This window comes from Pseudomonas sp. D3-27 (genome assembly GCF_051132165.1).
Lineage (GTDB): Bacteria > Pseudomonadota > Gammaproteobacteria > Pseudomonadales > Pseudomonadaceae > Aquipseudomonas.
Map to the genome: position 1 here is coordinate 4423985 of NZ_CP071667.1, position 25165 is coordinate 4449149.

The 25165-nt window shown below is 62.7% G+C and carries 21 protein-coding genes; 14 read left to right on the forward strand and 7 right to left on the reverse strand.

The window, feature by feature from the left end; all coding sequences use genetic code 11:
- Positions 1 to 61 precede the first annotated feature (61 nt).
- The 4 genes from J3P92_RS20030 (at position 62) to purT (ending at position 3402) form a co-directional block, all read left to right on the forward strand.
- Positions 62 to 631, forward strand: a complete 570-nt coding sequence (locus J3P92_RS20030) for a PadR family transcriptional regulator (RefSeq protein WP_434648806.1) — start codon at positions 62 to 64, stop codon at positions 629 to 631.
- 4 nt (positions 632 to 635) lie between these two features.
- Complete coding sequence (locus tag J3P92_RS20035) at positions 636 to 1421, forward strand: siderophore-interacting protein (protein WP_434648808.1); 786 nt, start codon at positions 636 to 638, stop codon at positions 1419 to 1421.
- Between the two features lie 240 nt (positions 1422 to 1661).
- A complete protein-coding gene (locus J3P92_RS20040) occupies positions 1662 to 2129 on the forward strand; it encodes a VUT family protein (RefSeq protein ID WP_420765341.1) in 468 nt (155 codons plus the stop codon).
- Between the two features lie 91 nt (positions 2130 to 2220).
- Positions 2221 to 3402, forward strand: coding sequence for a formate-dependent phosphoribosylglycinamide formyltransferase (gene purT / locus J3P92_RS20045; protein WP_434560421.1), 1182 nt, complete (start codon positions 2221 to 2223; stop codon positions 3400 to 3402).
- Between the two features lie 295 nt (positions 3403 to 3697).
- Here the strand turns inward: purT and J3P92_RS20050 are convergent, their stop codons facing one another.
- The gene (locus tag J3P92_RS20050) at positions 3698 to 6112 is read right to left on the reverse strand and encodes a glucose/quinate/shikimate family membrane-bound PQQ-dependent dehydrogenase (RefSeq protein ID WP_434560423.1); all 2415 of its coding nucleotides are present in this window, start codon (positions 6110 to 6112) and stop codon (positions 3698 to 3700) included.
- 494 nt (positions 6113 to 6606) lie between these two features.
- On the opposite strand from J3P92_RS20050, the gene J3P92_RS20055 reads away from it, so the two are divergent.
- Positions 6607 to 6837 (forward strand): VF530 family DNA-binding protein, encoded by a 231-nt coding sequence (locus tag J3P92_RS20055; protein ID WP_420765344.1) that lies wholly within the window; start codon positions 6607 to 6609, stop codon positions 6835 to 6837.
- Between the two features lie 3 nt (positions 6838 to 6840).
- Positions 6841 to 7485, forward strand: a complete 645-nt coding sequence (locus J3P92_RS20060) for a Pr6Pr family membrane protein (RefSeq protein WP_434560425.1) — start codon at positions 6841 to 6843, stop codon at positions 7483 to 7485.
- A 48-nt stretch (positions 7486 to 7533) separates the two neighbouring features.
- On the opposite strand, the gene J3P92_RS20065 is transcribed toward J3P92_RS20060, so the two are convergent.
- Genes J3P92_RS20065 through J3P92_RS20075 form a run of 3 tightly spaced genes read right to left on the reverse strand, consistent with a single transcriptional unit; the run spans position 7534 to position 8880 of the window.
- Complete coding sequence (locus J3P92_RS20065; RefSeq protein ID WP_434648810.1) at positions 7534 to 7743, reverse strand: DUF1289 domain-containing protein; 210 nt, start codon at positions 7741 to 7743, stop codon at positions 7534 to 7536.
- On the reverse strand, positions 7740 to 8264 hold the full coding sequence (locus tag J3P92_RS20070) for a gamma carbonic anhydrase family protein (RefSeq protein WP_420765347.1): 525 nt from the start codon (positions 8262 to 8264) through the stop codon (positions 7740 to 7742). The genes J3P92_RS20065 and J3P92_RS20070 overlap by 4 nt, the downstream gene beginning before the upstream one ends.
- Before the next feature lie 16 nt (positions 8265 to 8280).
- On the reverse strand, positions 8281 to 8880 hold the full coding sequence (locus J3P92_RS20075; RefSeq protein WP_420765348.1) for a CoA pyrophosphatase: 600 nt from the start codon (positions 8878 to 8880) through the stop codon (positions 8281 to 8283).
- A 146-nt stretch (positions 8881 to 9026) separates the two neighbouring features.
- On the opposite strand from J3P92_RS20075, the gene J3P92_RS20080 reads away from it, so the two are divergent.
- From J3P92_RS20080 to nagE, 7 genes are all read left to right on the forward strand, one after another.
- A complete protein-coding gene (locus J3P92_RS20080) occupies positions 9027 to 9578 on the forward strand; it encodes an NUDIX hydrolase (protein WP_434607565.1) in 552 nt (183 codons plus the stop codon).
- Positions 9579 to 9762: 184 nt separating this feature from the next.
- Positions 9763 to 10269 (forward strand): L,D-transpeptidase family protein, encoded by a 507-nt coding sequence (locus J3P92_RS20085; RefSeq protein ID WP_434560429.1) that lies wholly within the window; start codon positions 9763 to 9765, stop codon positions 10267 to 10269.
- 655 nt (positions 10270 to 10924) lie between these two features.
- Positions 10925 to 11653 carry a GntR family transcriptional regulator gene (locus J3P92_RS20090; RefSeq protein ID WP_420765351.1) on the forward strand — a complete coding sequence of 243 codons (729 nt, stop codon included), beginning with the start codon at positions 10925 to 10927 and terminating at the stop codon, positions 11651 to 11653.
- Between the two features lie 16 nt (positions 11654 to 11669).
- Positions 11670 to 12776, forward strand: a complete 1107-nt coding sequence (gene nagA, locus J3P92_RS20095; protein ID WP_434648812.1) for an N-acetylglucosamine-6-phosphate deacetylase — start codon at positions 11670 to 11672, stop codon at positions 12774 to 12776.
- Complete coding sequence (locus J3P92_RS20100; protein WP_434648814.1) at positions 12757 to 13779, forward strand: SIS domain-containing protein; 1023 nt, start codon at positions 12757 to 12759, stop codon at positions 13777 to 13779. Before nagA ends, J3P92_RS20100 begins: the two co-directional genes overlap by 20 nt.
- 49 nt (positions 13780 to 13828) lie before the next feature.
- Complete coding sequence (ptsP, locus tag J3P92_RS20105; protein ID WP_434648816.1) at positions 13829 to 16342, forward strand: phosphoenolpyruvate--protein phosphotransferase; 2514 nt, start codon at positions 13829 to 13831, stop codon at positions 16340 to 16342.
- 33 nt (positions 16343 to 16375) lie between these two features.
- A complete protein-coding gene (gene nagE, locus J3P92_RS20110) occupies positions 16376 to 18091 on the forward strand; it encodes an N-acetylglucosamine-specific PTS transporter subunit IIBC (RefSeq protein WP_434648818.1) in 1716 nt (571 codons plus the stop codon).
- A 206-nt stretch (positions 18092 to 18297) separates the two neighbouring features.
- On the opposite strand, the gene J3P92_RS20115 is transcribed toward nagE, so the two are convergent.
- Positions 18298 to 18609 (reverse strand): NGG1p interacting factor NIF3, encoded by a 312-nt coding sequence (locus tag J3P92_RS20115; protein WP_434560437.1) that lies wholly within the window; start codon positions 18607 to 18609, stop codon positions 18298 to 18300.
- A gap of 4 nt (positions 18610 to 18613) precedes the next feature.
- Positions 18614 to 22510 (reverse strand): phosphoribosylformylglycinamidine synthase, encoded by a 3897-nt coding sequence (purL, locus tag J3P92_RS20120; RefSeq protein ID WP_420765357.1) that lies wholly within the window; start codon positions 22508 to 22510, stop codon positions 18614 to 18616.
- A 288-nt stretch (positions 22511 to 22798) separates the two neighbouring features.
- Between purL and mltF the strand changes: the two genes are divergently transcribed.
- Positions 22799 to 24259 (forward strand): membrane-bound lytic murein transglycosylase MltF, encoded by a 1461-nt coding sequence (gene mltF / locus J3P92_RS20125; protein WP_420765358.1) that lies wholly within the window; start codon positions 22799 to 22801, stop codon positions 24257 to 24259.
- Between the two features lie 116 nt (positions 24260 to 24375).
- On the opposite strand, the gene pdxJ is transcribed toward mltF, so the two are convergent.
- Positions 24376 to 25119 (reverse strand): pyridoxine 5'-phosphate synthase, encoded by a 744-nt coding sequence (gene pdxJ, locus J3P92_RS20130; protein WP_434648820.1) that lies wholly within the window; start codon positions 25117 to 25119, stop codon positions 24376 to 24378.
- Positions 25120 to 25165: the final 46 nt, after the last annotated feature.

A 25165-nucleotide genomic window follows, 5' to 3' on the forward strand; every position in this document is an offset into this window, starting at 1 on the left:
GGCGTGCACAAAAGAAAGATATATCTTAAGTTCTATCTTAAGAACCTTGGAGGACACACAAATGAGAGACCCGCATTTCCATCCCCACCGCGAACATGCCGCCCACGACGGCTTCGACAAACGCCCGCCAGGCCGCGAACGCGGCGGCCGTGGCCCCAGGGTATTCGCTCCTGGGGACTTGAAGTTGCTGTTATTGGCGCTGATTGCCGAACAACCCTGCCATGGCTATGACCTGATCCGCCGGATCGAAAGCATGTTCGACGGCGCCTACAGCCCCAGCCCCGGCGTGATCTACCCAACGCTGACGTTCCTTGAAGAAAGCGAAATGATCAGCGGCGACGCCGATGGTGGGAAAAAACGCTACAGCGTGACCGATGCCGGACGTCTATCCCTTGAAGAGCAAGCCGTGGCGCTCGACGGCGTAAGGATGCGCATCGAAGTGAGCAAGCGTTCGCTGCGCGGCCAGGATCGGCCCGCTGAAATCCACGAAGCGGTCCATAACTTGCGCCACGCCCTGCAAATGCACCATGGCCGCTGGAGCCCGGATGAAATCCTGCGGGTACGCGACCTGCTCAACGACACCGCCAAAGCCATTGTCGACGGCCCTGACCGTCCAACCGTTTCGGAGTAAAAGCATGACTGGAGTCGATCCAAACACCATCCACCGCGTCAGCCACGAGATCAAACGCCGCCGCCTGCAAGTGCTGCGGGTGGTCGACCTGACACCGCGCATGCGCCGCATTACCGTCGGCGGGCCGGAGCTGGCCGGGTTCGTCAGCCTGGGCACCGACGATCACATAAAACTGTTGTTCCCCCAGAACGCCGAGGAACACGCAGCCCTGGAAAACTTCGCGCCCGGCGCGGGCAAGGCACAGGGTCCGATGCCAGAAATGCGCGACTACACCCCGCGCCGCTATGACCTGGACGCCCTGGAGCTGGACATCGATTTCGTGCTCCATGGCGACGGCCCCGCTTCGACCTGGGCGGCCCAGGCCGCGCCCGGCCAATACCTCAACATCGCCGGGCCACGGGGGTCGATGATTGTGCCGGACGTCTTCGACAGCTACCTGTTGATCGGCGACGAAACCGCCTTGCCCGCCATCGCTCGCCGTCTCGAAGGCCTTGCCCCCAACCGGAAGGCCTTGGTGGTGGTGGAAGTGGAAAATGGCGCCGAACAGCAGGTGCTCCACAGCCCCGCGCAGGTGCATGTGATCTGGGTATTGCGTGAGGGGCGCCAGGACAGCCTGCTACGTACCGTGCAGCAGTTGGAAATGCCCGGCGGCAAGCTGTACGCCTGGGTCGCGACCGAGAGCAAGGTGTCCCGGCAGATCCGTAAGGTATTGCTGGAAGAGAAAGGCCTGGACCAGGATTTTGTGAAGGCCGTGGGGTATTGGAAGCTGGATGACAGTGGGGAAGATTGAGGGATGGCTTGCTGCTGAAGTAACCTTCTGACACTAATGGCCCTTGTGGCGAGGGAGCTTGCTCCCGCTGGCTGCGCAGCAGCCCCCCAAAAAACAGTCACCTCGATCTATCTGATCCACCGAGTTGTCAGGTTTTGGGTCTGCTTCGCAGCCCAGCGGGAGCAAGCTCCCTCGCCACAGGGGGCTTCGTTGTCCTTGAGGGTTCACCCGACATTCCATCCCCACCAGGTACCCGGTCCCATGCTTTTCCTGATCGCCTACATCGGCAGCGTCGTGCTGATCAACTTCGCATTTTCAGCCGCGCCGCACCTGGACATCATCTGGTCCGCCTGGGGGGGCCTGGTGTTTATCTTGCGGGACATGGTGCAGACCCGCTTCGGCCATGGCGCCATCGTGGCGATGCTGGTGGCGCTGGTGCTGTCCTACGTCACCTCCGACCCAACCATCGCCCTGGCCAGCGCCACGGCGTTTGCCGTCTCCGAGTGCATCGACTGGCTGGTGTTCACGGTCACCAAGCGTCCGCTGCATGACCGGTTGTGGATCAGTTCGGCACTGAGCATCCCTCTCGACACATTCATTTTCTTCGGCCTGATCGATGCCCTGACGCCCGCAGTGATAATCACCGCCCTGCTCTCGAAATTCGCCGGGGTCACGGCCGTCTGGCTGATCATGGCCTGGCGTTTGCGCAAACAGGCCGTCGCCGGCTGACGCGGTTCATGTAAAATGCCGCGCTTTCTTCCATGGGAAGCTCGCCCGGCGCGCGCCCCCGATGATCCGCTCCTGTTTTGAGGACCTTCAGATGACCCGTATCGGAACTCCATTGTCGCCCACCGCGACCCGCGTTTTGTTGTGTGGCAGCGGTGAGCTGGGCAAGGAAGTGGTAATCGAACTGCAGCGACTGGGCGTTGAAGTGATTGCCGTGGATCGCTACGCCAACGCGCCGGCGATGCAAGTGGCCCATCGCAGCCACGTGATCAACATGCTCGACGGCGCCGCCCTGCGTGCGGTGATCGAGGCCGAGAAGCCGCACTACATCGTGCCGGAGATCGAAGCCATCGCCACCGCCACCCTGGTGGAGCTGGAAGCCGAAGGTTTCACGGTGATTCCTACGGCCCGCGCCGCGCAACTGACCATGAACCGTGAAGGCATCCGTCGCCTGGCCGCCGAAGAGCTGGGCCTGCCGACTTCCCCGTATTTCTTCGCCGACACCGTGGAAGACTACCGCAAGGCCGTCGAGACCCTGGGTTTCCCCTGCGTGGTCAAGCCGGTGATGAGTTCCTCGGGCAAGGGCCAGAGCCTGCTGCGCGGCGTTGAAGACGTGCAGAAAGCCTGGGACTACGCTCAGGAAGGCGGCCGCGCTGGCAAGGGCCGGGTGATCATCGAAGGCTTCATCGATTTCGATTACGAAATCACCCTGCTCACCGTGCGCCATGTCGGCGGTACCACGTTCTGCGCACCGGTCGGCCACCGTCAGGAAAAGGGCGACTACCAGGAATCCTGGCAGCCACAGGCCATGAGCCCGGCGGCGCTGGCCGAATCCGAGCGCGTCGCCAAGGCAGTGACCGAGGCCCTGGGTGGCCGCGGCCTGTTTGGCGTCGAGCTGTTCATCAAGGGCGACCAAGTGTGGTTCAGCGAAGTCTCCCCGCGCCCCCACGATACCGGCCTGGTCACGCTGATCTCCCAGGACCTGTCTCAGTTCGCCCTGCACGCCCGGGCCATCCTCGGCCTGCCGATACCGTTGATCCGCCAGTTCGGCCCATCGGCTTCGGCGGTGATCCTCGTGGAAGGCCAATCGACCCAGACCGCGTTTGCCAACCTCGGCGCCGCCCTGAGCGAGCCGGACACGGCGCTGCGTCTGTTCGGCAAGCCGGAAGTCAACGGTCAGCGCCGCCTGGGCGTGGCCCTGGCCCGCGACGAATCCATCGAAGCCGCCCGCGCCAAGGCGACCCGGGCTTCCCAGGCCGTCAAGATCGAGTTGTAAAGCCCAGGGCTGAACACAGTCCTTGTGGTGAAGGGATTTATCTGTGGCGAGGGGATTTATCCCCGCTGGGTTGCGCAGCAGCCCTAAACCCAACAACTCGGGGTGTCAGGCAGATTGGGTTTGCTGCTTTGGGGCTGCTGCGCAGCCCAGCGGGGATAAATCCCCTCGCCACAAAAGCGTGTTGTGTTCACAAAGGCCAAAGCTTGGCGTGTTCACAAAAGCCAGCGTGAAATCGAGGGATTAAAAAAGGCGACACCCGCAAGGGTGTCGCCTTTTTCATGAGCGCCGGTAGGGCTTAATCCGGCAGTTTGTAGGCAATCACATAGTCACCCTGCTTGGTGCCCAGGGAACCGTGCCCCCCTGCAACGACCAGCACGTATTGCTTACCGTCCTTGCCGGTGTAGGTCATCGGCGTGGTCTGAGCGCCAGCAGGCAGGCGGCCTTCCCACAGTTGCTTGCCGTTCTTCACGTCATAAGCGCGCAGGTACTGGTCAAGCGTGCCGCTGAGGAATGCCAGGCCACTGGCGGTGGTGAATGTGCCGCCCAGGCTTGGAACACCCATGCTCAGCGGGATCGGAACCGGCGAGCTGTCGCGCACCGTGCCGTTCTTGTGCATCCACAGGGTTTTGTTGTTGGTCAGGTCCACGGCCGCGACATAACCCCACGCAGGCGCCTGACACGGCAGCCCCATGGGCGAGAGCAGGGCTTCGAGGATCACGCCATATGGCGCGCCTTTGTTTGGCTGCACGCCTTCGGTCTCGCTCTTGCGACCCGGGCCACCGGCCACTTCCGCCGCCGGTACCAACTTCGATTTGAACGCCATGTAGCTCGGGTTGACGAAGGCGATCTGGCGCACCGGATCGACAGAAATGCCGCCCCAGTCGAACACACCGAAGTTGCCGGGATAAACAATCGAGCCCTGCAACGAAGGCGGTGTGAACATACCGTCATAGCGCAGCGACTTGAAGTCGATCCGGCACAGCATCTGGTCGAACGGCGTGACGCCCCACATGTCCCGCTCCTTGAGGACCGGCGGCACGAAGTTCAGGTCGGACATCGGCTGGGTCGGCGAGGTGAAGTCGCCTTCCACCGCGCCTTGGGGCACCGGGACCTCCTTGATCGGCACGATCGGCTGGCCGTTGCTGCGGTCCAGCACATAGATGCTGCCCTGCTTGGTCGATGCCAGCACAGCCGGCTTCACGCCATCGGCGGTTTTCATGTCCATCAGGGTCGGTTGACCACCAACGTCCATGTCCCACAGATCGTGGTGAGTGAACTGGAAGTACCAGCGCACCTTGCCGGTGGCGATGTCCAGGGCGGTCAGGCCAGCGGCGTATTTTTCCGATTCAGGGGTACGGAAACCACCAAACTGGTCGGGGGTCTGGTTGCCCATCGGCAGGTAAAGCATGCCGAGTTTTTCATCGACGCTGAACATGGACCACATGTTCGGCGAGTTGCGGGTGTAGGTCTGGCCTTCGGCAATCGGCGTGGTGTCGTCCGGGTTGCCGCTGTCCCAGTTCCACACCAGCTTGCCGGTGTGCACGTCATAGGCGCGGATCACGCCGCTTGGCTCGTCGGTGGAGACGTTATCGGTGACATGGCCGCCGATAACGACCAGATTCTGGGTGACCGCCGGTGGCGAAGTGGAGTAGTAACCGCCGGCCGTGAAACCACCGATGTTGGCGCTCAAGTCGACCTGGCCTTTGTCGCCGAAGTCTTCGCACATCTTGCCGGTATCGGCGTTGAGGGCGATCAGGCGGGTGTCGGCCGTCGGCAGGAAGATCCGCCGTGGGCAAACGGTGCTGGCCGGCGTAGTGCTGGCGGCGCCGGTCGGGCTCTGCTCGGCCGAGGCGTAGACGGCGTCATCGTGATAGCTCACGCCACGGCAGGTCATGTGGGCCCAGCCCTTGAAGTTTTCCGCGTTCTGCGTAGAAAGCTTCGGATCGAAGCGCCAGATTTCCTTGCCGGTTTCTGGCTCCAGAGCGATGACCTGGCTGTGGGGCGTGCACACATAAAGCATGCCGTTGACCTTCAGCGGGGTATTTTCCGCGGTGGTCTCGCCTGGGTCGTTCGGCCCTGGCAGGTCACCGGTGCGGAACGTCCAGGCTTCCTTCAGCTTGCTGACGTTTTCAGGGGTGATCTGCGCCAGTGGCGAATAACGGTCGCCATGGGCGCTGCGGCCGTAGGAGTTCCAATCCCCGTCCGGCATGGCCGGTGCGGTGTTGGTCACGCCCGGTACGCTGTCGCGGTCCAGTTGGCCCTTGATCTCACCAGGGTTGGTGAATTGGCTGGCGAGGGCGGCGATACCCGCGATGACAACGGCCGCACCCAGCGCTCGGGTGCCCATCGGCGATGCATCGGCGGTCAGCAACGGGCGCCGGAACCACGGCAGCAGCATGACGATGCCCAAGGCGAACAGCATGGCCAGGCGCGGCACCAATTGCCACCAATCCAGGCCCACTTCCCATAACGCCCACACCGTACTGGCGAATAAAACCAGCGCGTACATCCCCAGCGCTGCACGGCGCGCCAGAATCAGCAGTACACCAGTAATCGCCAGGCCGATGCCCGCCAGCAGATAATACAGCGAGCCGCCGAGCGTGCTCAGTTTGATCCCACCGGCCAACAAGGCCAGCCCCATCAATAGAAGCAGAATGCCGAGCAAGCTCGGTAGCAGACGGCTTCGACTCAAAGCACCCTCAGCGCTCATAGTGTGTATCTCCGTGACGTTTTAAAGAGTCCCGCGCAAGTAGTCACTTTAGATGACGATCTTGAGGGGGCATGGTTCAGTTGGAAAAAGGCAAATTCGATGACGCGGTCGCTGTAGGAACGGACTTGCTCGCGATCAAGGCGTGTCAGTCGACTCGAATGTTGAATGTGCAATCGCTATGGTGAGTAAGCTCGTTCCCACCGGAATTTACCAAGACAGCGCTGTCTCTCAGGATCGCGACATTCGGCATTCTTTAGACCTTTCAACAGGAGTAGCTGGACGCAGAGGCTCTGGTACGCCAGAAGACGCGTTTCAGCAAGCGGCGCAAGGATAATGTTCTGTTACAAATAGCGAAAGCGCTTTTGTTGACATGGATCATCTCGAATTCGGTAACAGTGTGCCGGGGACACAAGCCCTGATAACGGCGGCACTTCCCCCCGCAGAGCGCCTCGGCTAAGGTGCGCGGCTTCACAGCTCATCATGCAAGGCTTGCCATGACCGAACCGAACAACAACCCACTGCACGGCGTGACCCTGGAGCAGATCCTCAATGCCCTGGTGCAGCACTACGAATGGTCAGGCCTGGCGGAACGCATCGACATCCGTTGCTTCAAGAGCGACCCGAGCATCAAGTCGAGCCTGACCTTCCTGCGCAAGACGCCATGGGCACGGGAGAAAGTCGAGCGCTTGTACGTCAAGTTGATGCGCACCAAGCGGCCTATCTGAACCATGAACGTGCGAACCGGTTTCGTGTCGATGCTGGCATTGCTCGGCTGGGTGGGATTGAGCATTCAGCTCTACCTGATCCTGCTGGGCCGATGGGAACTGGGCGCGAGCCTGTTGGGCGGCCTGGTCAACTTCTTCAGTTTCTTCACCGTATTGACCAATACCTTGGCCGCCGTGGTATTGACCTGGGAAGTGACCCGCCGTGAATCAGCGGTGAGGCGTTGGTTCCTGCGTCCAGCGGTACGCAGCGGCATCGCGGTGAGCATCGCCTTGGTCGGCCTGGCCTATAACGTATTGCTGCGCCATCTCTGGCAACCGGAAGGCTGGCAATTTATCGCCGACGAACTGCTGCACGACATCATGCCGGTGCTGTTCATCATCTATTGGGGGCTCTGGGTGCCCAAAGGCACGTTGCGCCTGGGCCACGTCGGGCTGTGGATGATTTACCCGCTGGTGTACTTCGCCTACATCCTGCTACGGGGTGATCTGCTGGCGGCCTATCCCTACCCTTTCATCGACGTGACGAGCCTGGGTTATCCACAGGTGTTCATCAATGCCGGGGGCGTGTTGGCCGGGTTTGTCGGGATTGCGCTGGGGGTGGTGGGGTTGGATCGGTGGTTGGGACGACGATCGATTAAAGCCTTGTGAGACGCCCTTGCTCCCTCTCCGCAGGGATTTTGTATTCACAAGTGGACATCAACGCCTTGCCGGCAGCATCCACACCAATCCATTGGCCTTGGCCCGTTCATGACACAACGCCAGGACGCTGCGCCGTTCATCGTTGCTCATCTTGCGCCATTGAGTGATCTCGGAGACGGTGCGCTGGCAACCGGTGCAGACGTCGTCACCGTCCAGCGAGCAGATGTTTACGCAGGGCGACGGAATCGGGCGTTCAGGTGTGTTCATTGTTCCTGCTCGATCAGGTCGCGTGCGTAGCGCTGCGAGTTGTGAACGTAGTGCGCCGCACTGGCTTCGAGCATTTTTTTCTGGGCCTCGGTCAGTTCTCGCACGACCTTGCCCGGCGAGCCCATGACCAGCGAACCATCGGGTATTTCCTTGCCTTCGCCGATCAGCGAGTTGGCGCCGATGATGCAGTTCTTGCCGATCTTCGCGCCGTTGAGGATTACCGCGTTGATGCCGATCAGGCTGTAGTCCCCGACTGTGCAGCCGTGAAGCATGGCGTTGTGGCCGATGGTCACGCCAGTGCCGATGGTCAGCGGATAACCCATGTCGGTGTGCATCACCGTGCCGTCCTGTACGTTGCTGTCCTTGCCAATCAGGATCAATTCGTTGTCGCCACGCAACACCGCGTTGAACCAGACGTTGGCGCCCTCTTCGAGGCGGACCTTGCCCACCAGCGTGGCGTTGGGCGCGACCCAGCTCTGTGGGTGGGTTTCGACACGGGCATCGCCCAAGCGGTATTTCATGGGAATCCTCGGGGCATCAGGTGTTGATGAAAGTCTTGGGCGGCGTGTGCAGGTCGATGCCGGCGTCGTACAGCAGGTTGACCAACTCCACGATCATGATCGCCGTCAGCCCCCAGATCTTGTACCCCTCGAAACGGTAGCTGGGCACGTACCAACTGCGGCCCTGGTAGTCGATGCGGTGGGTGTGCTCGCGCGGGTCCTTGCGGAAAAATTCCAACGGCACGCTGAACACGGCGGCGATCTCGGCGTCGTTGGCCTGGTATTCGACGTAATCCGGAATCACGCCGACGTAAGGCGTGACCTTGATACCGTGCAACGAGATCAGTGGACTGAGGGGACCAATCACCTCCACCAGGCCGGGGGGCAGGCCAATTTCCTCTTCGGCTTCGCGCAGGGCGGTGAAGATCAGGTCGGGGTCTTCCGGGTCTCGACGTCCACCGGGGAACGCCACTTCGCCGCCGTGGGTCGAGAGACCGCTGGCGCGCAGGGTCAGCACCAGCTCCGGTTCATCACTGCGCGTGATCGGCACCAGCACCGCCGCTTCAGGAAAACGCCGATCGGTCTCCAGATCGCGCGGCGTATGGTTGCTTACTCGATGCAGTAGCTCGTCCAGCATGAGACTTCTCGATTTATTCGCTGCCTAGCATCATGCACCAATCAGGCAAGCGGCCCAAGCCCCGGACCGCGTCATGTCGCGAAACGACAACTTGCCGATACCGGCCCGCACACGCCAAGATAGGCGCAGCCTTCAGGAATCCAAGCATGAAATTCTGCAGCCAGTGCGGTAACCCGGTGACCCAGCGCATACCCGAGGGCGACTCGCGCCTGCGTTTTGTCTGCGACACCTGCCACACCATTCATTACCAGAACCCCAATATCGTTGCCGGATGTGTACCGACCTGGGGCAGTAAAGTCCTGTTGTGCCGGCGCGCCATCGAGCCACGGCGTGGTTACTGGACCTTGCCGGCGGGCTTCATGGAAAACGGCGAAACCGTCGAGCAAGCCGCCGTGCGCGAAACCGCCGAGGAAGCCTGCGCCCGGGTGCGAAACCTGAGCATCTATACGCTGATCGACGTTCCGCACATCAGCCAGGTGCATGTGTTCTTCCGCGCCGAGCTGGTGGACGAGGATTTCGCCGCGGGCCCCGAAAGCCTGGAAGTGAAGCTGTTCGAAGAAGCTGACATCCCGTGGAACGAGCTGGCTTTCCGCACCGTGGGCCGTACCCTAGAATACTTCTACGCTGACCGGCGGGCCGAGCAATACCCGGTGCGATCCGAGTCGATTCCGCCGCTGACTCAGCCTGCCAATACGTAGGCTCTGTACGAAATGTGTTCGCGCGAAGGCCAGACAAGGCGAAACGGGGCGAGGAGGCGCAGTGTACTGGAGTACATGAGCATTCCGAGCCTCGTTTCAACGCAGTATGGGCGAGTGCGGATACATTTCGTACAGAGCCTAGAAAATCCAATATAGCCGCGACACCTCTAGGGATATCGTTTCAATGCGCTGGTTGCTTGTGCTGTTCTGCTTGTCGTTCACCGCCATGTCCCAGGCCGCCGCCGTGGGAACCTACAACGGCAAAGTCATCGAAAAAGTCCTGGTGCTCAAGTCCGCCCATCAATTGCAATTGATCAACGACGGCAAGCCCCTCAAGACCTATCGCATCTCCTTGGGCAAGGGCGCCAAGAAAGGCCCCAAGTTGATCGAGGGCGACAAGCGCACCCCCGAAGGCTTTTACTGGATCGACTGGCGCAAGGTCAGCGACCGGTTCTACCTGTCGATGCACATCTCCTACCCCAACATCAGCGACGCCGCCCGCGCCCGCCGCGAAGGCGTGGAACCGGGAGGCATGATCATGATTCATGGCACGCCGGACTCGGAGGAGAACCCTGAGCAGTTGTTCCACACCCTGGACTGGACCGACGGCTGCATCGCCATGCGCAATGTGGACATGCGTGAGGTGTGGAACCTTGTGCCGGATGGGACGATGATCGAGATTCGGCCGTAGCCCATTTTCTTGCGGCAAGAAGTTCCTGTGGATAAGCGCTCTTGTGGCGAGGGAGCTTGCTCCCGCTGGGACGGTCCGACGCCTCGGGCGCAGCAACCCCAAAGTAGTCAACTCGATCTGCCTGACACACCGCGCTGTCAGGTTTCAGGGCCGCTTCGCAGCCCAGCGGGAGCAAGCTCCCTCGCCACAGGGTTCGATGTCGATTGGCATATTTGTCAACGACACGAAACCACTGTGGGAGCTTGCTCGCGATGAAGATCAAGGCTCGTCCCGAGGCGGCCTGGTTCTGGGTGTTCGCGTTTCCCCTGTGGGAGCGAGCCTGCTCGCGATAGCGGTGGCTCAGTCAATGAGAATGTTGGATGTGCCGGCGGATATACACACAAAACGCACTACCACCGGTCGCCATAAAAATAAATATCAAACTTCACAACCCGCCCTCCGTGCATACCACTGACCTACAAAAAACCCATCCCAACGCTGTAATTCCACGCCCCACAAAAACCACCCTAATACCACTTAAATAACACCCGAATGAATACCCAGAAAACACAGGCCAGCCCTAGAAAAGCAGCGTTGACATGGTATTCAAGTGGTATTAGCTTGCACCCCACCCACCGAGCGACAACGCCCACAAAAAACCGCATCGGACACCCAAATGAATATCCAGACCCTGCGCCCCGACGACACCCAACCCACCCCGCTCTACCTGCAACTGGCCCGCAATCTGGAAGCCGCCATCCACGCTGGCCAGTGGAAAGCCGAACAAGCGATGCCGTCCGAGCGCAGCTTGAGCGAGCAATTGGGGATATCCCGGGTCACCGCGCGCAAGGCGCTGGAAGTGCTGTTCGAACAAGGCCTGATCCGCCGCAACCAAGGCTCGGGTACGTTCATCACCCCACGCCTGGAACAACCGCTCTCACGCCTTAGCGGTTTCAGCGAGATGCTCCGGCTCAAAGGCTTTGTGCCCGGCTCCCAATGGCTGGAGCGGGAGATCACCCCGCCAACCCATGAGGAATTGATACGCCTGGGCCTCTCGCCCACCGACAAAGTCGCCCGGCTCAAACGGCTGCGCAAGGCCGACGACACGGTCATGGCCATCGAGATGAGCACCCTGCCCGCATCGATCATTGCCAAGCCGCAGGCGGTGGGCGATTCGCTTTATGAATTCCTCGACAGCATCGGCAAACCGGTAGTGCGCGCCCTGCAACACATCCAGGCCATCAACGCCTCGGACGAATTCGCCGCCCTGGTGGGCATCGCCCCCGGCACCGCGATGCTGTTGATGACGCGGGTCGGCTACCTGGAAGACAACACGCCCATCGAAGTCACCGACACCTATTGCCGCAACGACTATTACGACTTCGTCGCCGAGTTGCGGCGCTAGACGACCCGAGAATCCCATGTCCGAAAACAACATCCTCACCGCCGACGGCTGGATACGCGGCCGCCTGATCCATGAACGCGGCAGGGTCGTGTCCATCGAAGGCCAGCCCTGCGACCCGACGAGCAACGACCAGCCCTACCTGCTGCCCGGCTTCATCGACCTGCATGTGCACGGCGGTGGCGGCAAGGACATCATGGAAGGCGCGGCGGCGTTCGAAACCATTGCCCGCACCCATGTGCGATTCGGCACAACGGCGTTGCTCGCCACGACGATGACGGCGCCGAGCGAAGAAATCATCCGCGTACTCAAGGCCCTCGGTGAATTCTGCGAACAGCGGCCCAGCGGCAGCGCACGGGTGCTCGGTGTTCACCTGGAAGGCCCTTACATCAACCCCGGAAAACTCGGCGCCCAACCGAATTTCGCCCACACCGCCTTGATGGCCGAAGTGGAAACGTACCTGGCCCTGGCGCCGATCCGCGTGATCACCATTGCGCCGGAAATCGCCGGTCACGATGCGTTGATTCGCGCCCTCAGCGCTCGCGGCGTGCGCATGCAGATCGGCCATACCCTCGGCAGCTATGAAGAAGGCGTCGCGGCACTCGCGGCCGGGGCCAGCAGTTTTACCCATTTGTATAACGCCATGAGCCCACTGCATCACCGCGAGCCCGGCATCGTCGGTGCGGCGCTGGCCCATGCGCAATACGCCGAACTGATCCCGGATTTGCTTCACGTGCACCCCGGTGCGATGCGCGTGGCGTTGCGTTCGATCCCGTGCCTGTATTGCGTCACCGATTCCACCGCCGCCGCTGGCATGCCCGACGGCGAATACAAGCTGGGCAGCCACACCGTGACCAAATGCCTGGGCGGCGTGCGCCTGGCCGATGGCACCCTGGCCGGCAGCACCCTGACCATGGACCAGGCCCTGCGCAACCTGGTGAAAATCGGCCTGCCCATCGACGAAGCTTCCCGACGCCTGTCGCAATTTCCCGCCGACTACCTCGGCCTGCCCGAGCGCGGACGCCTGCAACCCGGCGCCTGGGCCGACTGTGTGCGTCTCGACCGTAACTTGAACCTGATCGACGTGATGGTCGAAGGAGAAGCCATTGACTTGCAAAATGCTTGAAGAGGCCCAGGCCTCAGCCGAAGCCGTCGAGCGCCAACTGCAGCGGCTGGACCCAACGCTGGAGGAAATCGCCGGACGCCTGCGTCGTCAACCGCCGCAAGTGGCGATGACCATCGCTCGGGGCAGTTCCGACCACGCTGCCAGTTATTTCGCCTACCTGACCATGCAGCAATTGGGCTTGCCGGTGGCGTCGCTGCCGATGTCGGTGGTGACCCTGCAACAGGCGCCTTTGAAGGTCAGTGGCCAGGTGGCGTTCGCGTTCTCCCAGTCGGGGCAGAGCCCGGACCTGGTCAACAGCCTGCGCCTGTTGCGCAAACGCGGCGCGTTGAGCGTTGCGATGGTCAACGCAGAGGATTCTCCGCTGGAGGCGGCCTGTGAATTCAGCGTGCCGTTGTGCGCCGGCATCGAAAGCAGCGTTGCCGCCACCAAGAGTTTCATCGCTACCCTCAGCGCCAGCGCGCGTTTGGTGGCGCACTGGAAGGATGACGCCGAGTTGCTCGACGCCGGCGCTGCGCTGCCTGAAGGTTTGCGCGAGGCCGCAGGCCAGGACTGGGGCGCCGCCGTCGAAACGCTCCGTGATTGCCAGCGGCTCATGGTGATCGGCCGTGGCGCCGGGTTCGCCATCGCCCAGGAAGCGGCGCTCAAATTCAAGGAAACCTCGGCGATCCAGGCCGAGGCCTTCAGCAGCGCCGAGGTCCGCCACGGCCCGATGGCGCTGATCGATGAAAACTACCCGCTGTTGGTGTTCGCCCCGCGCGGTGCCGAGCAGGCCGGCGTGTTGGGTCTGGCCGCCGATATGCGCCAGCGCGGCGCCCGGGTGCTGCTGGCGGCCCCCGATGACATCGTCGAGCGCGACTTGACCTTGTCCCGCGCCGATCACCCGGCCCTGGACCCGATCCTGGCGATCCAGAGCTTTTATGGCATGGCTGCCCGGCTGGCCCTCGCCCGGGGCCTGGATCCGGACAAACCACGGCATTTGAGCAAGGTCACCCGGACCCACTGACCCGACGGCGTTCATGCAAGGCCCATGAAATTACACAGAGAGCGAGCCCATGCCCAACAACAATAAAGAGCTGACCCTCAGCGCCCCGCTCAGCGGCCCGGTGCTCACCCTCACCAACGTTCCGGACGCCGTATTCGCCAGCGGCGCCATGGGCGACGGGATCGCCATCGACCCGCTGAACGACACCCTCTACGCCCCCTGCGACGGCGAGGTGATCCACGTCGCTCGCACCGGCCACGCCGTGACCCTGCGGGCCGACAACGGCGCCGAATTGCTGCTGCACCTGGGGCTGGACACCGTCGAGTTGCAGGGCGACGGCTTTTTCATGCTGGTCAAGGAAGGCACGCGCGTCAGCAACGGGCAAGCGCTGCTGCGCTACGACCTGGACAAAGTGGCCCAGCGCTGCAAAAGCCTGGTCAGCCTGTTGGTCATCACCAATGGCGAACATTTCCAGGCACGGCCTATCACCCTGAAAGGGGTCAAGGTCGGCGAACCTCTGTTGCACGTCGTTCCCAGGGCGCCCGGTGCAGGACAGGTTGACGACCTGGAAGTCGGCATCGAAGTGTCCGGCCAGATTCGCATCGCCCATCGAGGCGGCTTGCATGCGCGGCCGGCGGCCTTGGTTCGCCAGACCGCACGGGGATTCAAAAGCCGCTCGCAGTTACACTTTGGGGGGCGGTCGGCGTCCTGTGACAGCGTCATGGGCATGATGGGCCTGGCGATCACCGAACAGGCCGAAGTGCATGTCAGCTGTCGCGGCAGCGATGCCGAAGCGGCGCTGCAAGCGCTGCTGGCGAGCTTGTCCACCGCTCTGGCCGAAGAGGCTCACAGCAGGGCGCCGCAGGTCCAGACAACCCGGCACGCCGCCGAAGAAGGCGTATTGCATGGCGTCTGCGCCGCGCCCGGCCTGGCGAGCGGACCGCTGGTTCGATTGGATGGCATTCAATTACCCAAAGATCCCGGCGGCCACAATGTCGAAGAACAACGCCAACGACTGCTCGATGCCCTGGCTCAAGTCAGTCAGGATATCCAGCTGACACTCGAAAACGCCAAGGCCCGGCGCCACGTCGATGAGCAAGCGATCTTCAGCGCTCATTTGGCGTTGCTGGAAGATCCGGCCCTGTTGGATGCCGCGTACCTGTCTATCGAGCAAGGGAGCGCGGCGGCCCACGCCTGGAGCCGGTCGATCGACGTACAGTGCCAAGTGCTGCGGCAATTGCAAAGCACGCTGCTGGCCGAGCGCGCCAATGATTTGCATGACCTGCGCCAGCGGGTCCTGCGGGCACTGCTGGGCGAAGCCTGGCAATTCGACGTGCCGGCGGGCGCCATTGTCGTCGCGCAGGAACTGACCCCGTCGGACCTGTTGCAACTCAGCGCCCAGGGCGTGGCAGGCGTATGCATGGCCGAGGGCGGCGCGACGTCCCACGTGGCGATCCTGGCGCGCGGCAAAGGCCTGCCCTGCCTGGTTGCGTTGGGCGATTTACTGCTGGAGCAGTTGCCCGGTCAACCGGTGGTGCTGGACGCCGACGGTGGCCGCCTCGAACTCACGCCAAGCGCCGAGCGCCTGGCCCAGGTGCAGCAAGCACAAAACCAACGCGCAGCGCTGCGGGCCCAGCAACAAACCCTCGCCCACGCCCCGGCGCGAACCCTCGATGGCGTGGATATAGAAGTCGCTGCCAACGTGGCCTCCAGCGCCGAAGCCGGCCAGGCCTTTGCCAACGGCGCCGATGGCGTTGGTCTGCTGCGCACTGAATTCCTTTTCGTCGACCGCCACACCGCCCCCGACGAACAAGAGCAGCGCCAGGCCTATCAAGCCGTGCTCGATGCCATGGGCGACAGGCCGGTAATCATCCGCACCATCGACGTCGGCGGCGACAAGCAATTGGACTACCTGCCGCTTCCGGCCGAAGCCAATCCGGTGCTCGGCCTGCGAGGCATTCGCTTGGGCCAGGTGCGCCCGGAACTGCTGGATCAACAATTGCGCGCGCTGTTGCAAATCCGTCCGTTGCATCGCTGCCGGATCCTGTTGCCGATGGTCACCGAGGTCGCCGAGCTGCTGCACATTCGCCAGCGCATTGACGTCCTGGGTGCGCAAATGGGCCTGGAGGAGCGTCCGCAGGTGGGCGTGATGATCGAAGTGCCAGCCGCCGCATTGCTCGCCGAGCAACTGGCCGAGCATGCGGACTTCCTGTCCATCGGCACCAACGACCTTTCCCAGTACACCCTCGCCATGGACCGCGACCACGCCGGCCTCGCCGCCCGCGTCGATGCCTTGCACCCCGCGCTGTTGCGGCTGATCGCCCAGACCTGCGCCGGCGCCGCACGCCACGGGCGTTGGGTTGGCGTATGCGGGGCCCTGGCCTGCGATCCCCTGGCGACGCCGGTGCTGATCGGGCTGGGTGTACGGGAGCTGTCGGTCAGCCCGCCGCAGGTCGGCGAGATCAAGGACCGCGTACGCCACCTTGATGCCGCCCAGTGCCGCCGCATCAGTACCGACTTGCTGAACCTGCCCAGCGCCGCCGCCGTGCGCCAGGCCTGTCATGAACATTGGCCCCTGGGCTGAGACCCGTCGAAGAACAATAAAAGGAGAGACGCCATGTACCAGCATTTCATCGAAGGGCTGCAACGCCTCGGCCGGGCGCTGATGCTGCCGATCGCGATTTTGCCGATTGCCGGCCTGCTGCTGCGCCTGGGTGACACAGACCTGTTGAACATCGCGATCATCCACGATGCCGGCCAGGCGATCTTCGCCAACCTGGCGCTGATCTTCGCCATCGGCATCGCCGTGGGCTTCGCCCGGGACAATAACGGTACGGCCGGGCTGGCCGGGGCCATCGGCTACCTGGTAATGGTCGCGACACTGAAGGTGCTCGACGCGACGATCAACATGGGCATGCTCGCCGGGATCGTCAGTGGGTTGTTGGCCGGCGGGCTGTACAACCGCTTCAAGGACATCAAGCTGCCGGAGTACCTGGCGTTTTTTGGCGGACGGCGCTTCGTGCCGATTGTCACCGGTTTCAGCGCGGTGGGGCTTGGCGTGGTGTTCGGCCTGATCTGGCCGCCGATCCAGCATGGCATCAACAGCTTCGGCGAGCTGTTGATGGCCAGCGGCAGCTTCGGCGCGTTCGTCTTCGGTGTGTTCAATCGATTGCTGATCGTCACTGGCCTGCACCACATCCTCAACAACATGGCGTGGTTCATTTTCGGCAGCTTCACTGACCCGGCCACCGGCGCCGTCGTCACCGGTGACCTGACCCGTTATTTCGCCGGCGACCCCAAGGGCGGCCAGTTCATGACCGGCATGTTCCCGGTGATGCTCTTTGGTCTACCCGCGGCGTGCCTGGCAATGTACCGCAATGCCCTGCCCCAGCGGCGCAAGGTCATGGGTGGGATTCTGTTGTCGATGGCGCTGACTTCGTTCCTGACCGGCGTCACCGAGCCGATCGAATTTGCGTTCATGTTCCTCGCGCCGTTGCTGTATCTGGTCCATGCGTTGCTCACCGGCCTGTCGATGGCGGTGACCAATCTGTTGGATATTCACCTGGGCTTTACCTTCTCGGGCGGTTTCATCGACATGGTCCTGGGCTGGGGCAAATCCACCAACGGGTGGCTGGTCGTACCGGTGGGCCTGGTCTATGGGGCGATCTATTTCCTGGTGTTCGACTTCTGCATCCGCCGCTTTGACCTGAAGACGCCGGGACGTGAAGACGTGGCGATGGGCGAAAAGCCGATCATCGCCGAAAACCAACGTGCCGCCGCCTACATCCAGGCCCTGGGTGGCGCCGACAACTTGATTACCGTCGGCGCCTGCACCACGCGCTTGCGCCTGGACATGGTGGATCGCAACAAGGCCTGCGACGCCCAGCTCAAGGCCCTTGGCGCCATGGCGGTGGTCCGCCCCGGCAATGGCGGCAGCTTGCAGGTGGTGGTGGGGCCGATGGCCGATAGCATTGCCGATGAGATTCGCTTGGCGTTGCCCTCTTCCGATCAGGCCGTCAGTACGCCCGCGAACGCGGTGGTCGAGCCGGCCTTAACGACAATTGTCCCGGAGGCCGAAGCACAGCAATGGCTCGATGCCCTGGGCGGTGGCAGGAATGTGTTGCAGCTCGATTGCGTGGCGATGAGCCGTTTGCGCGTGCGGTTGGCCGATGGCAAGGGGTTGTCGGAAAGCCAGCTCAAGACGCTGGGTTGCCAGGGGGTGAGTTCGCTGGAGGATGGCGTGTGGCATTTGCTGCTGGGGGAGAAAGCGCCGGGGTTGTGGCGGGCGTTGGAGGCGGTGGTGCCGAGTCGTCAGGCGGGTGTCAAAGCCTAGGCCTTCGCCGACTGTCTGGCCCCTGTGGCGAGGGGATTTATCCCCGCTGGGCTGCGCAGCAGCCCCCTAAGCAGCAACCCCATCTGCCTGACACACCGGGGAATCAGTATTTGGGGCTGCTGCGCAGCCCAGCGGGGATAAATCCCCTCGCCACAATAAAAAACCCGCTGATCCAATCAGCGGGTTTTTCATTTAAACGGGGAGGATCAGAAATCCTCCAACCGCCACACCTCATACGCCGGTGTCTCGTAGGGATGGCTCTGTCTCAATGCCTCCACCACGGGGCGAATCAGATCGTCGGCGACAACAAGCTCAACCTTCCATTCCTCGACCTGCTCGACCTGCCCCGCCTCGCCAATGAACGGCTGGCTGCCGTCCAACGGGCGAAACTGGCCCAGGCCCAGCACTTGCCAGGCGCAGTGGTCATAGTCGCCGATTCGCCCACCACCGGCAGCGAATACGGCGCTTTTGACCTCGTCCACGTGGCTGGCCGGGACGAAGAAACAGAGCTTGTACACCGCCTCAGTTCACCCAGACGCGCGCGTTGCGGAACATGCGCATCCATGGCGCGTCTTCGTTCCAGTCGTCCGAACGCCACGAGTTCTGCACCGCGCGGAACACCCGCTCCGGGTGCGGCATCATGATCGTGACGCGGCCGTCGCGGCTGGTCAGGCCGGTGATCCCGCGCGGCGAGCCGTTCGGGTTGGCCGGGTAGGTTTCGGTGACCTTGCCGTGGTTGTCGACAAAACGCAGCGACACACAACCGGACAGGTCGGCTTCAAGCAACGCTTCCTCGCTCTGGAACTCCGCATGGCCTTCACCGTGGGCGATGGCGATCGGCATGCGCGAACCGGCCATGCCCTGCAGGAAGATCGAGTTCGACTCCTGCACCTGGACCATCGCGACGCGGGCTTCGAACTGCTCGGAACGGTTACGCACGAAGTGCGGCCAGAACTCGCTGCCCGGGATCAGCTCGTGCAGGTTGGACATCATCTGGCAACCGTTGCACACACCGAGGGTGAAGCTGTCGTTGCGCTCGAAGAAGCCCTGGAACGCATCGCGGGCGCGGCTGTTGAACAGTGCCGACTTGGCCCAGCCTTCACCGGCGCCCAGCACGTCGCCGTAGGAGAAGCCGCCGCAGGCGACCATACCCTTGAAGTCATTCAGGTCGACACGACCGGCGAGGATGTCGCTCATGTGCACGTCGATCGCGCTGAAACCGGCGCGGTCGAACGCCGCCGCCATCTCCACCTGGCCGTTGACGCCCTGCTCGCGCAGGACCGCCACTTGCGGGCGAATGCCTTTCTTGATGTAAGGCGCGGCCACGTTTTCGTTGACGTCGAAGCTGAGCTTGGCGCTGAGGCCCGGGTTGTCTTCTTCCAGCAGCGCGTCGAATTCCTGCTCGGCGCATTCAGCGTTGTCGCGCAGGCGCTGGATCTGGTAGCTGGTCTCGGCCCACTGGCGCTGCAACAAGCGACGCTGGCCTTCGAAGACGGTGTCGCCGTTGAAGGTGATATTGATGTGGGCGTTGTTGATCGGCTGGCCGATGACCGAGACGCACTCGGCCAGGCCGGCGGCGCTGAATTGGGCGAGGATGTCCGGGGTGGCGTCCTGGCGAACCTGGATCACCGCACCCAACTCTTCGTTGAACAGGATCGCCGGGATCTCACTGGCCGACTCGGCCACGCTGTCCAGGGTCAGGTTCAAGCCGCAGTGACCGGCGAAAGCCATTTCCATCACGGTGGTCAGCAAGCCGCCATCGGAACGGTCGTGGTAGGCCAACAGGTGACCGTCGGCGTTCAGGCCCTGGATCACGGCGAAGAACGCCTTCAGGTCTTCGGCATCGTCGACGTCCGGTGCTTGCGAGCCGAGCTTGCCGTGCACCTGGGCCAGGATCGAGGCGCCCATGCGGTTCTGGCCACGGCCCAGGTCGATCAGGATCAGGTCGGTGGTGCCCTTGTCCATGCGCAGTTGCGGGGTCAGGGTCTGGCGGATGTCGGTGACCGGGGCGAAACCGGTCACGATCAGCGACAGTGGCGAGGTCACGCTCTTGTCCACGCCTTCGTCGTTCCAGCGCGTGGCCATGGACATGGAGTCCTTGCCCACCGGAATGGTGATGCCCAGTTCAGGGCACAGTTCCATGCCGACGGCCTTGACGGTGTCGTACAAGCGCGCGTCTTCACCGGGGTGACCGGCGGCGGACATCCAGTTGGCCGACAGCTTGATGTCGGAAATCTTGCCGATGCGCGAGGCCGCGATGTTGGTCAGGGTCTCACCGATCGCCATGCGGCCCGACGCCGGGGCGTCCAGCAGCGCCAGCGGCGTGCGCTCGCCCATGGCCATCGCTTCGCCAGTGTAGACGTCGAAGCTGGTGGCGGTCACGGCCACGTCGGCCACCGGCACCTGCCATGGGCCGACCATCTGATCACGTGCCACGAGGCCGGTGATGGTGCGGTCGCCGATGGTGATCAGGAAGCTCTTGCTCGCCACGGCCGGGTGATGCAGCACGCGCTCGATGGAATCGGCGATGTCGAGGGTGGACGGATCGAAATCGTCGCCCAGCTCGGTTTCGCGAACCGCCGAACGGTGCATGCGCGGGGCTTTGCCCAGCAGCACTTCCAGCGGCATGTCCACCGGGCTGTTGCCAAAGTGGCTGTCGGTCACGGTCAGTTGCGGCTCGGCGGTGGCTTCACCCACCACGGCGAACGGGCAACGCTCGCGCTCGCAAATGGCCTGGAAGCGCTCGAAGTCAGCCGGGCCGACCGCCAGGACGTAACGCTCCTGGGATTCGTTGCTCCAGATTTCGTGCGGGGCCATGCCCGGCTCGTCGTTCGGAATGTTGCGCAATTCGAAGCGGCCACCACGGCCACCGTCGTTGACCAGTTCCGGGAAGGCGTTGGACAGGCCGCCCGCGCCGACGTCGTGGATGAAGCTGATGGGGTTGTTCTCACCCAACTGCCAGCAACGGTCGATGACTTCCTGGCAACGGCGTTCCATCTCCGGGTTTTCCCGCTGGACCGACGCGAAATCCAGGTCGGCCGAGCTGGTGCCGGTGGCCATGGACGAAGCCGCGCCGCCGCCCAGGCCGATCAGCATGGCCGGGCCGCCGAGGACGATCAGCTTGGAGCCGACCACGATCTCGCCTTTCTGCACGTGTTCGGCGCGGATGTTGCCCATGCCGCCTGCGAGCATGATCGGCTTGTGATAACCGCGAACCTCTTCACCGCGAGGGGTGGTGATGGACTGTTCGAAGGTACGGAAATAACCGGTCAGGGCCGGACGGCCGAATTCGTTGTTGAACGCCGCGCCGCCCAGTGGGCCTTCGATCATGATGTCGAGGGCGTTGACGATGCGCTCAGGCTTGCCGTACGGCTTTTCCCACGGCTGTTCGAAGCCAGGAATCTGCAGGTTCGACACGGTGAAGCCGGTCAGGCCGGCCTTGGGCTTGGCACCACGACCGGTGGCGCCTTCGTCGCGGATCTCGCCACCGGAACCGGTGGACGCGCCCGGGAACGGGGCAATGGCGGTCGGGTGGTTGTGGGTCTCGACTTTCATCAGGATGTGCACCGGCTCCTGGACCGCACCGTACTGGCGGGTCTCGGGGTTCGGGTAGAAGCGACCGGCAACATTGCCGACGATCACCGCGGCGTTGTCCTTGTAGGCCGACAGCACACCTTCGTTGTGCATCTGGTAGGTGTTCTTGATCATGCCGAACAGGCTTTTTTCCTGGCTCTGGCCGTCAATGTCCCAACTGGCGTTGAAGATCTTGTGGCGGCAATGCTCGGAGTTGGCCTGGGCGAACATCATCAGTTCGATGTCGTGGGGGTTGCGCTTCAAGCCCTGGAAGGCGTTGACCAGGTAATCGATCTCGTCTTCGGCCAGGGCCAGGCCCAGCTCGGCGTTGGCTTTTTCCAGCGCGGCGCGGCCACCGCCCAATACGTCGATGGCGGTCAGCGGCTTGGGTTCGGCGTGGCTGAACAGGCCGGCGGCCTGCTCCAGGTTGCCCAGTACGACCTGGGTCATGCGGTCATGCAGGCCTTCGGCGATCAGTTGGGCCTCGGCCTCGCTGAACTCACCGGCGACATAAAAGGCAATGCCGCGCTCCAGGCGCTGGATCTTCGACAGGCCGCAGTTGCGAGCAATGTCACTGGCCTTGCTCGACCACGGCGAAATGGTGCCGAAACGCGGCAACACCAGGAACAGGCGGCCGGTTGGCTCCTGGACTGGAACACTTGGGCCGTACTTCAGGAGGCGCGCGAGCACCTGCTGTTCGTCGCCAGTCAAACCGCCGGTAACTTCGGCGAAGTGAGCGAATTCAGCATACAAGCCACTGACAGCCGGTACTTTCTGGCTCAGTTGCTCAAGAAGTTTGCTGTGGCGAAAGGCAGAAAGGGCAGGAGCGCCGCGCAGGATCAACATCTTCGGGACAGCCTCGGGAAGGGGTGTGCTTTGAGGCCGTGCATTCTAGCCTAAACCGCTGCCAACGGCACCCGAAACGCTACGTCAGGTGCGAGCCGAACGTCGGTCGTGGCGCGGATAGCTTGATTACCCGGCCATCCGGCCCGCGCCACAGAGATATTTTTTATCCCTGCGGGGCCCTGCCGCGCGCCGGCCCGCTTGGCTTGCGGACACGTTTTGCAACCTCTATCAGACTGGCCTTTTGCTGTCGATATATGGCGGTCGAGGCCGTTTGCGTATACTGCGCAGATGTTTTCCCCAACGGCTTTGCGTCCGCGGTACGCCAGATGGCTGATCGCAACCGGACTCTTCCTGGTGCTCAGTGGCTGTGTTGAGAAACCCAACACACTGGAGCGCGTAAAGGAGGATGGCGTGCTGCGGGTCGTTACCCGGAACAGCCCCGCCACCTACTTCCAGGATCGCAGTGGTGAAACCGGCTTCGAATACGAGCTGGTGAAGCGTTTCGCCGAGGATTTGGGGGTCGAGCTGAAAATCGAGACCGCCGACAACCTCGACGACCTGTTCAGCCAGATCGGCAAGCCCAACGGCCCGGTGCTGGCCGCGGCAGGCCTGGTCAGCAGCGAACAGCGCAAAAAACAGGTTCGCTTTTCCAGCCCTTACCTGGAAGTCACCCCGCAGATCATCTATCGCAACGGTCAGTCGCGCCCCACCGACGCGGCGGCCCTGGCCGGCAAGAAGATCATGGTGCTCAAGGGCAGCTCCCATGCCGAACAATTGGCACAGCTGAAGCAGCAATATCCTGGGATCGAATACGAAGAATCCGACGCCGTTGAAGTCGTCGACCTGCTGCGCATGGTCGACGAGGGCCAGATCGACCTGACGCTGGTGGACTCCAACGAAGTGGCGATGAACCAGGTCTACTTCCCCAACGTGCGCGTGGCGTTCGACCTGGGCGACACCCGCAGCCAGAGCTGGGCAGTGGGCCCCGGCGAAGACAACAGCCTGCTCAATGAAATCAACGCCTACCTGAACAAGGTGCAGAAGAATGGCACGTTGCAGCGATTGAAGGATCGCTACTACGGCCACGTTGACGTCCTCGGCTATATGGGCGCAACGACGTTTGCCCAGCACCTGCAGCAGCGGCTGCCCAAATACGAACAGCATTTCAAGACCTACGCCAAGAAGGAAAAAGTCGATTGGCGGTTGCTGGCTGCCATCGGCTATCAGGAATCGCTCTGGCAACCGACGGTGACCTCCAAGACCGGTGTGCGCGGCCTGATGATGCTGACCCAGAACACCGCCCAGGCCATGGGTGTATCCAACCGCCTCGATCCGAAGCAGAGCATCATGGGCGGCGCCAAGTACCTGGCCTATATGAAGGAACAACTGGATGAAAGCATCGAGGAACCGGACCGCACCTGGTTCGCCCTCGCCGCCTATAACGTGGGCAGTGGTCATCTGGACGACGCGCGCAAGCTCGCCGCCAAGGAAGGGCTGAATCCGAACAAGTGGCTGGATGTGAAAAAAATCCTGCCGCGCCTGTCCCAGAAGCAGTGGTACAGCAAGACCCGCTACGGCTACGCCCGGGGCGGGGAGCCGGTGCATTTCGTGGCGAACATCCGTCGCTACTACGACATCCTGACCTGGGTGACGCAGCCACAGCTCGAAGGCAACCAGGTGGCCGAGGGCAACCTGCACGTGCCGGGTGTCGACAAGAGCAAGCCGAGCCAGGAATCACCGCAACTTTAAGGCATACCCCCTGTGGGAGCGAGCTTGCTCGCGATAGCAGACTGACAGTCAATATCGATGTTGGCTGTCAGGGCGTCATCGCGAGCAAGCTCGCTCCCACAGGGCTCGTAGTGATTTTAAGGCTTAGCGGCTGCCAGGATCAGCGCCTTCATTTCCGACACAGCTGACTTGAACCCGACAAACAACGCATGGGCCACCAGCGCATGGCCGATGTTCAGCTCGTTGATGCCCTTGATGGCGGCGACAGCTTCGACGTTGTGATAATGCAGGCCGTGGCCGGCGTTGACGATCAGGCCCTGGGCCAGGCCAAAGGTGACGCCGTCTGCCACCCGTTGCAGCTCATCGGCCACGTCCGTGGGGGTCTGGGCATCGGCGTAGCGCCCGGTGTGCAGCTCGATGGCCGGCGCCCCGACCCGCTTGGAGGCTTCGATCTGCCGCTCGTCGGCGTCGATGAACAGCGACACCTCGGCGCCCATCTTCGACAGCCGCTCCACCGCGGCCTTGATCCGCGCCTCCTGCCCCGCCACGTCCAGGCCGCCTTCGGTGGTCAGCTCCTGACGGGTTTCCGGGACCAGGCAGATGTGCGCAGGGCGGATGCGCTCGGCAAAGGCCATCATTTCTTCGGTCACGCCCATTTCGAAATTCATGCGGGTTTGCAGCACATCCTTGAGCAGCAGCACATCGCGCTCCTGGATGTGGCGACGGTCCTCGCGCAGGTGCACGGTAATGCCATCGGCGCCCGCCTCTTCGGCATCCAGTGCGGCCTTGACCGGATCCGGGTAGCGAGTACCTCGGGCCTGGCGCAGGGTGGCGACATGGTCGATGTTCACGCCGAGAAGAATGCGATTGCTGGTGCTCACGAAAAGCGCTCCTGAATGGACAGAGATTCGGCCCACAGCATACGGG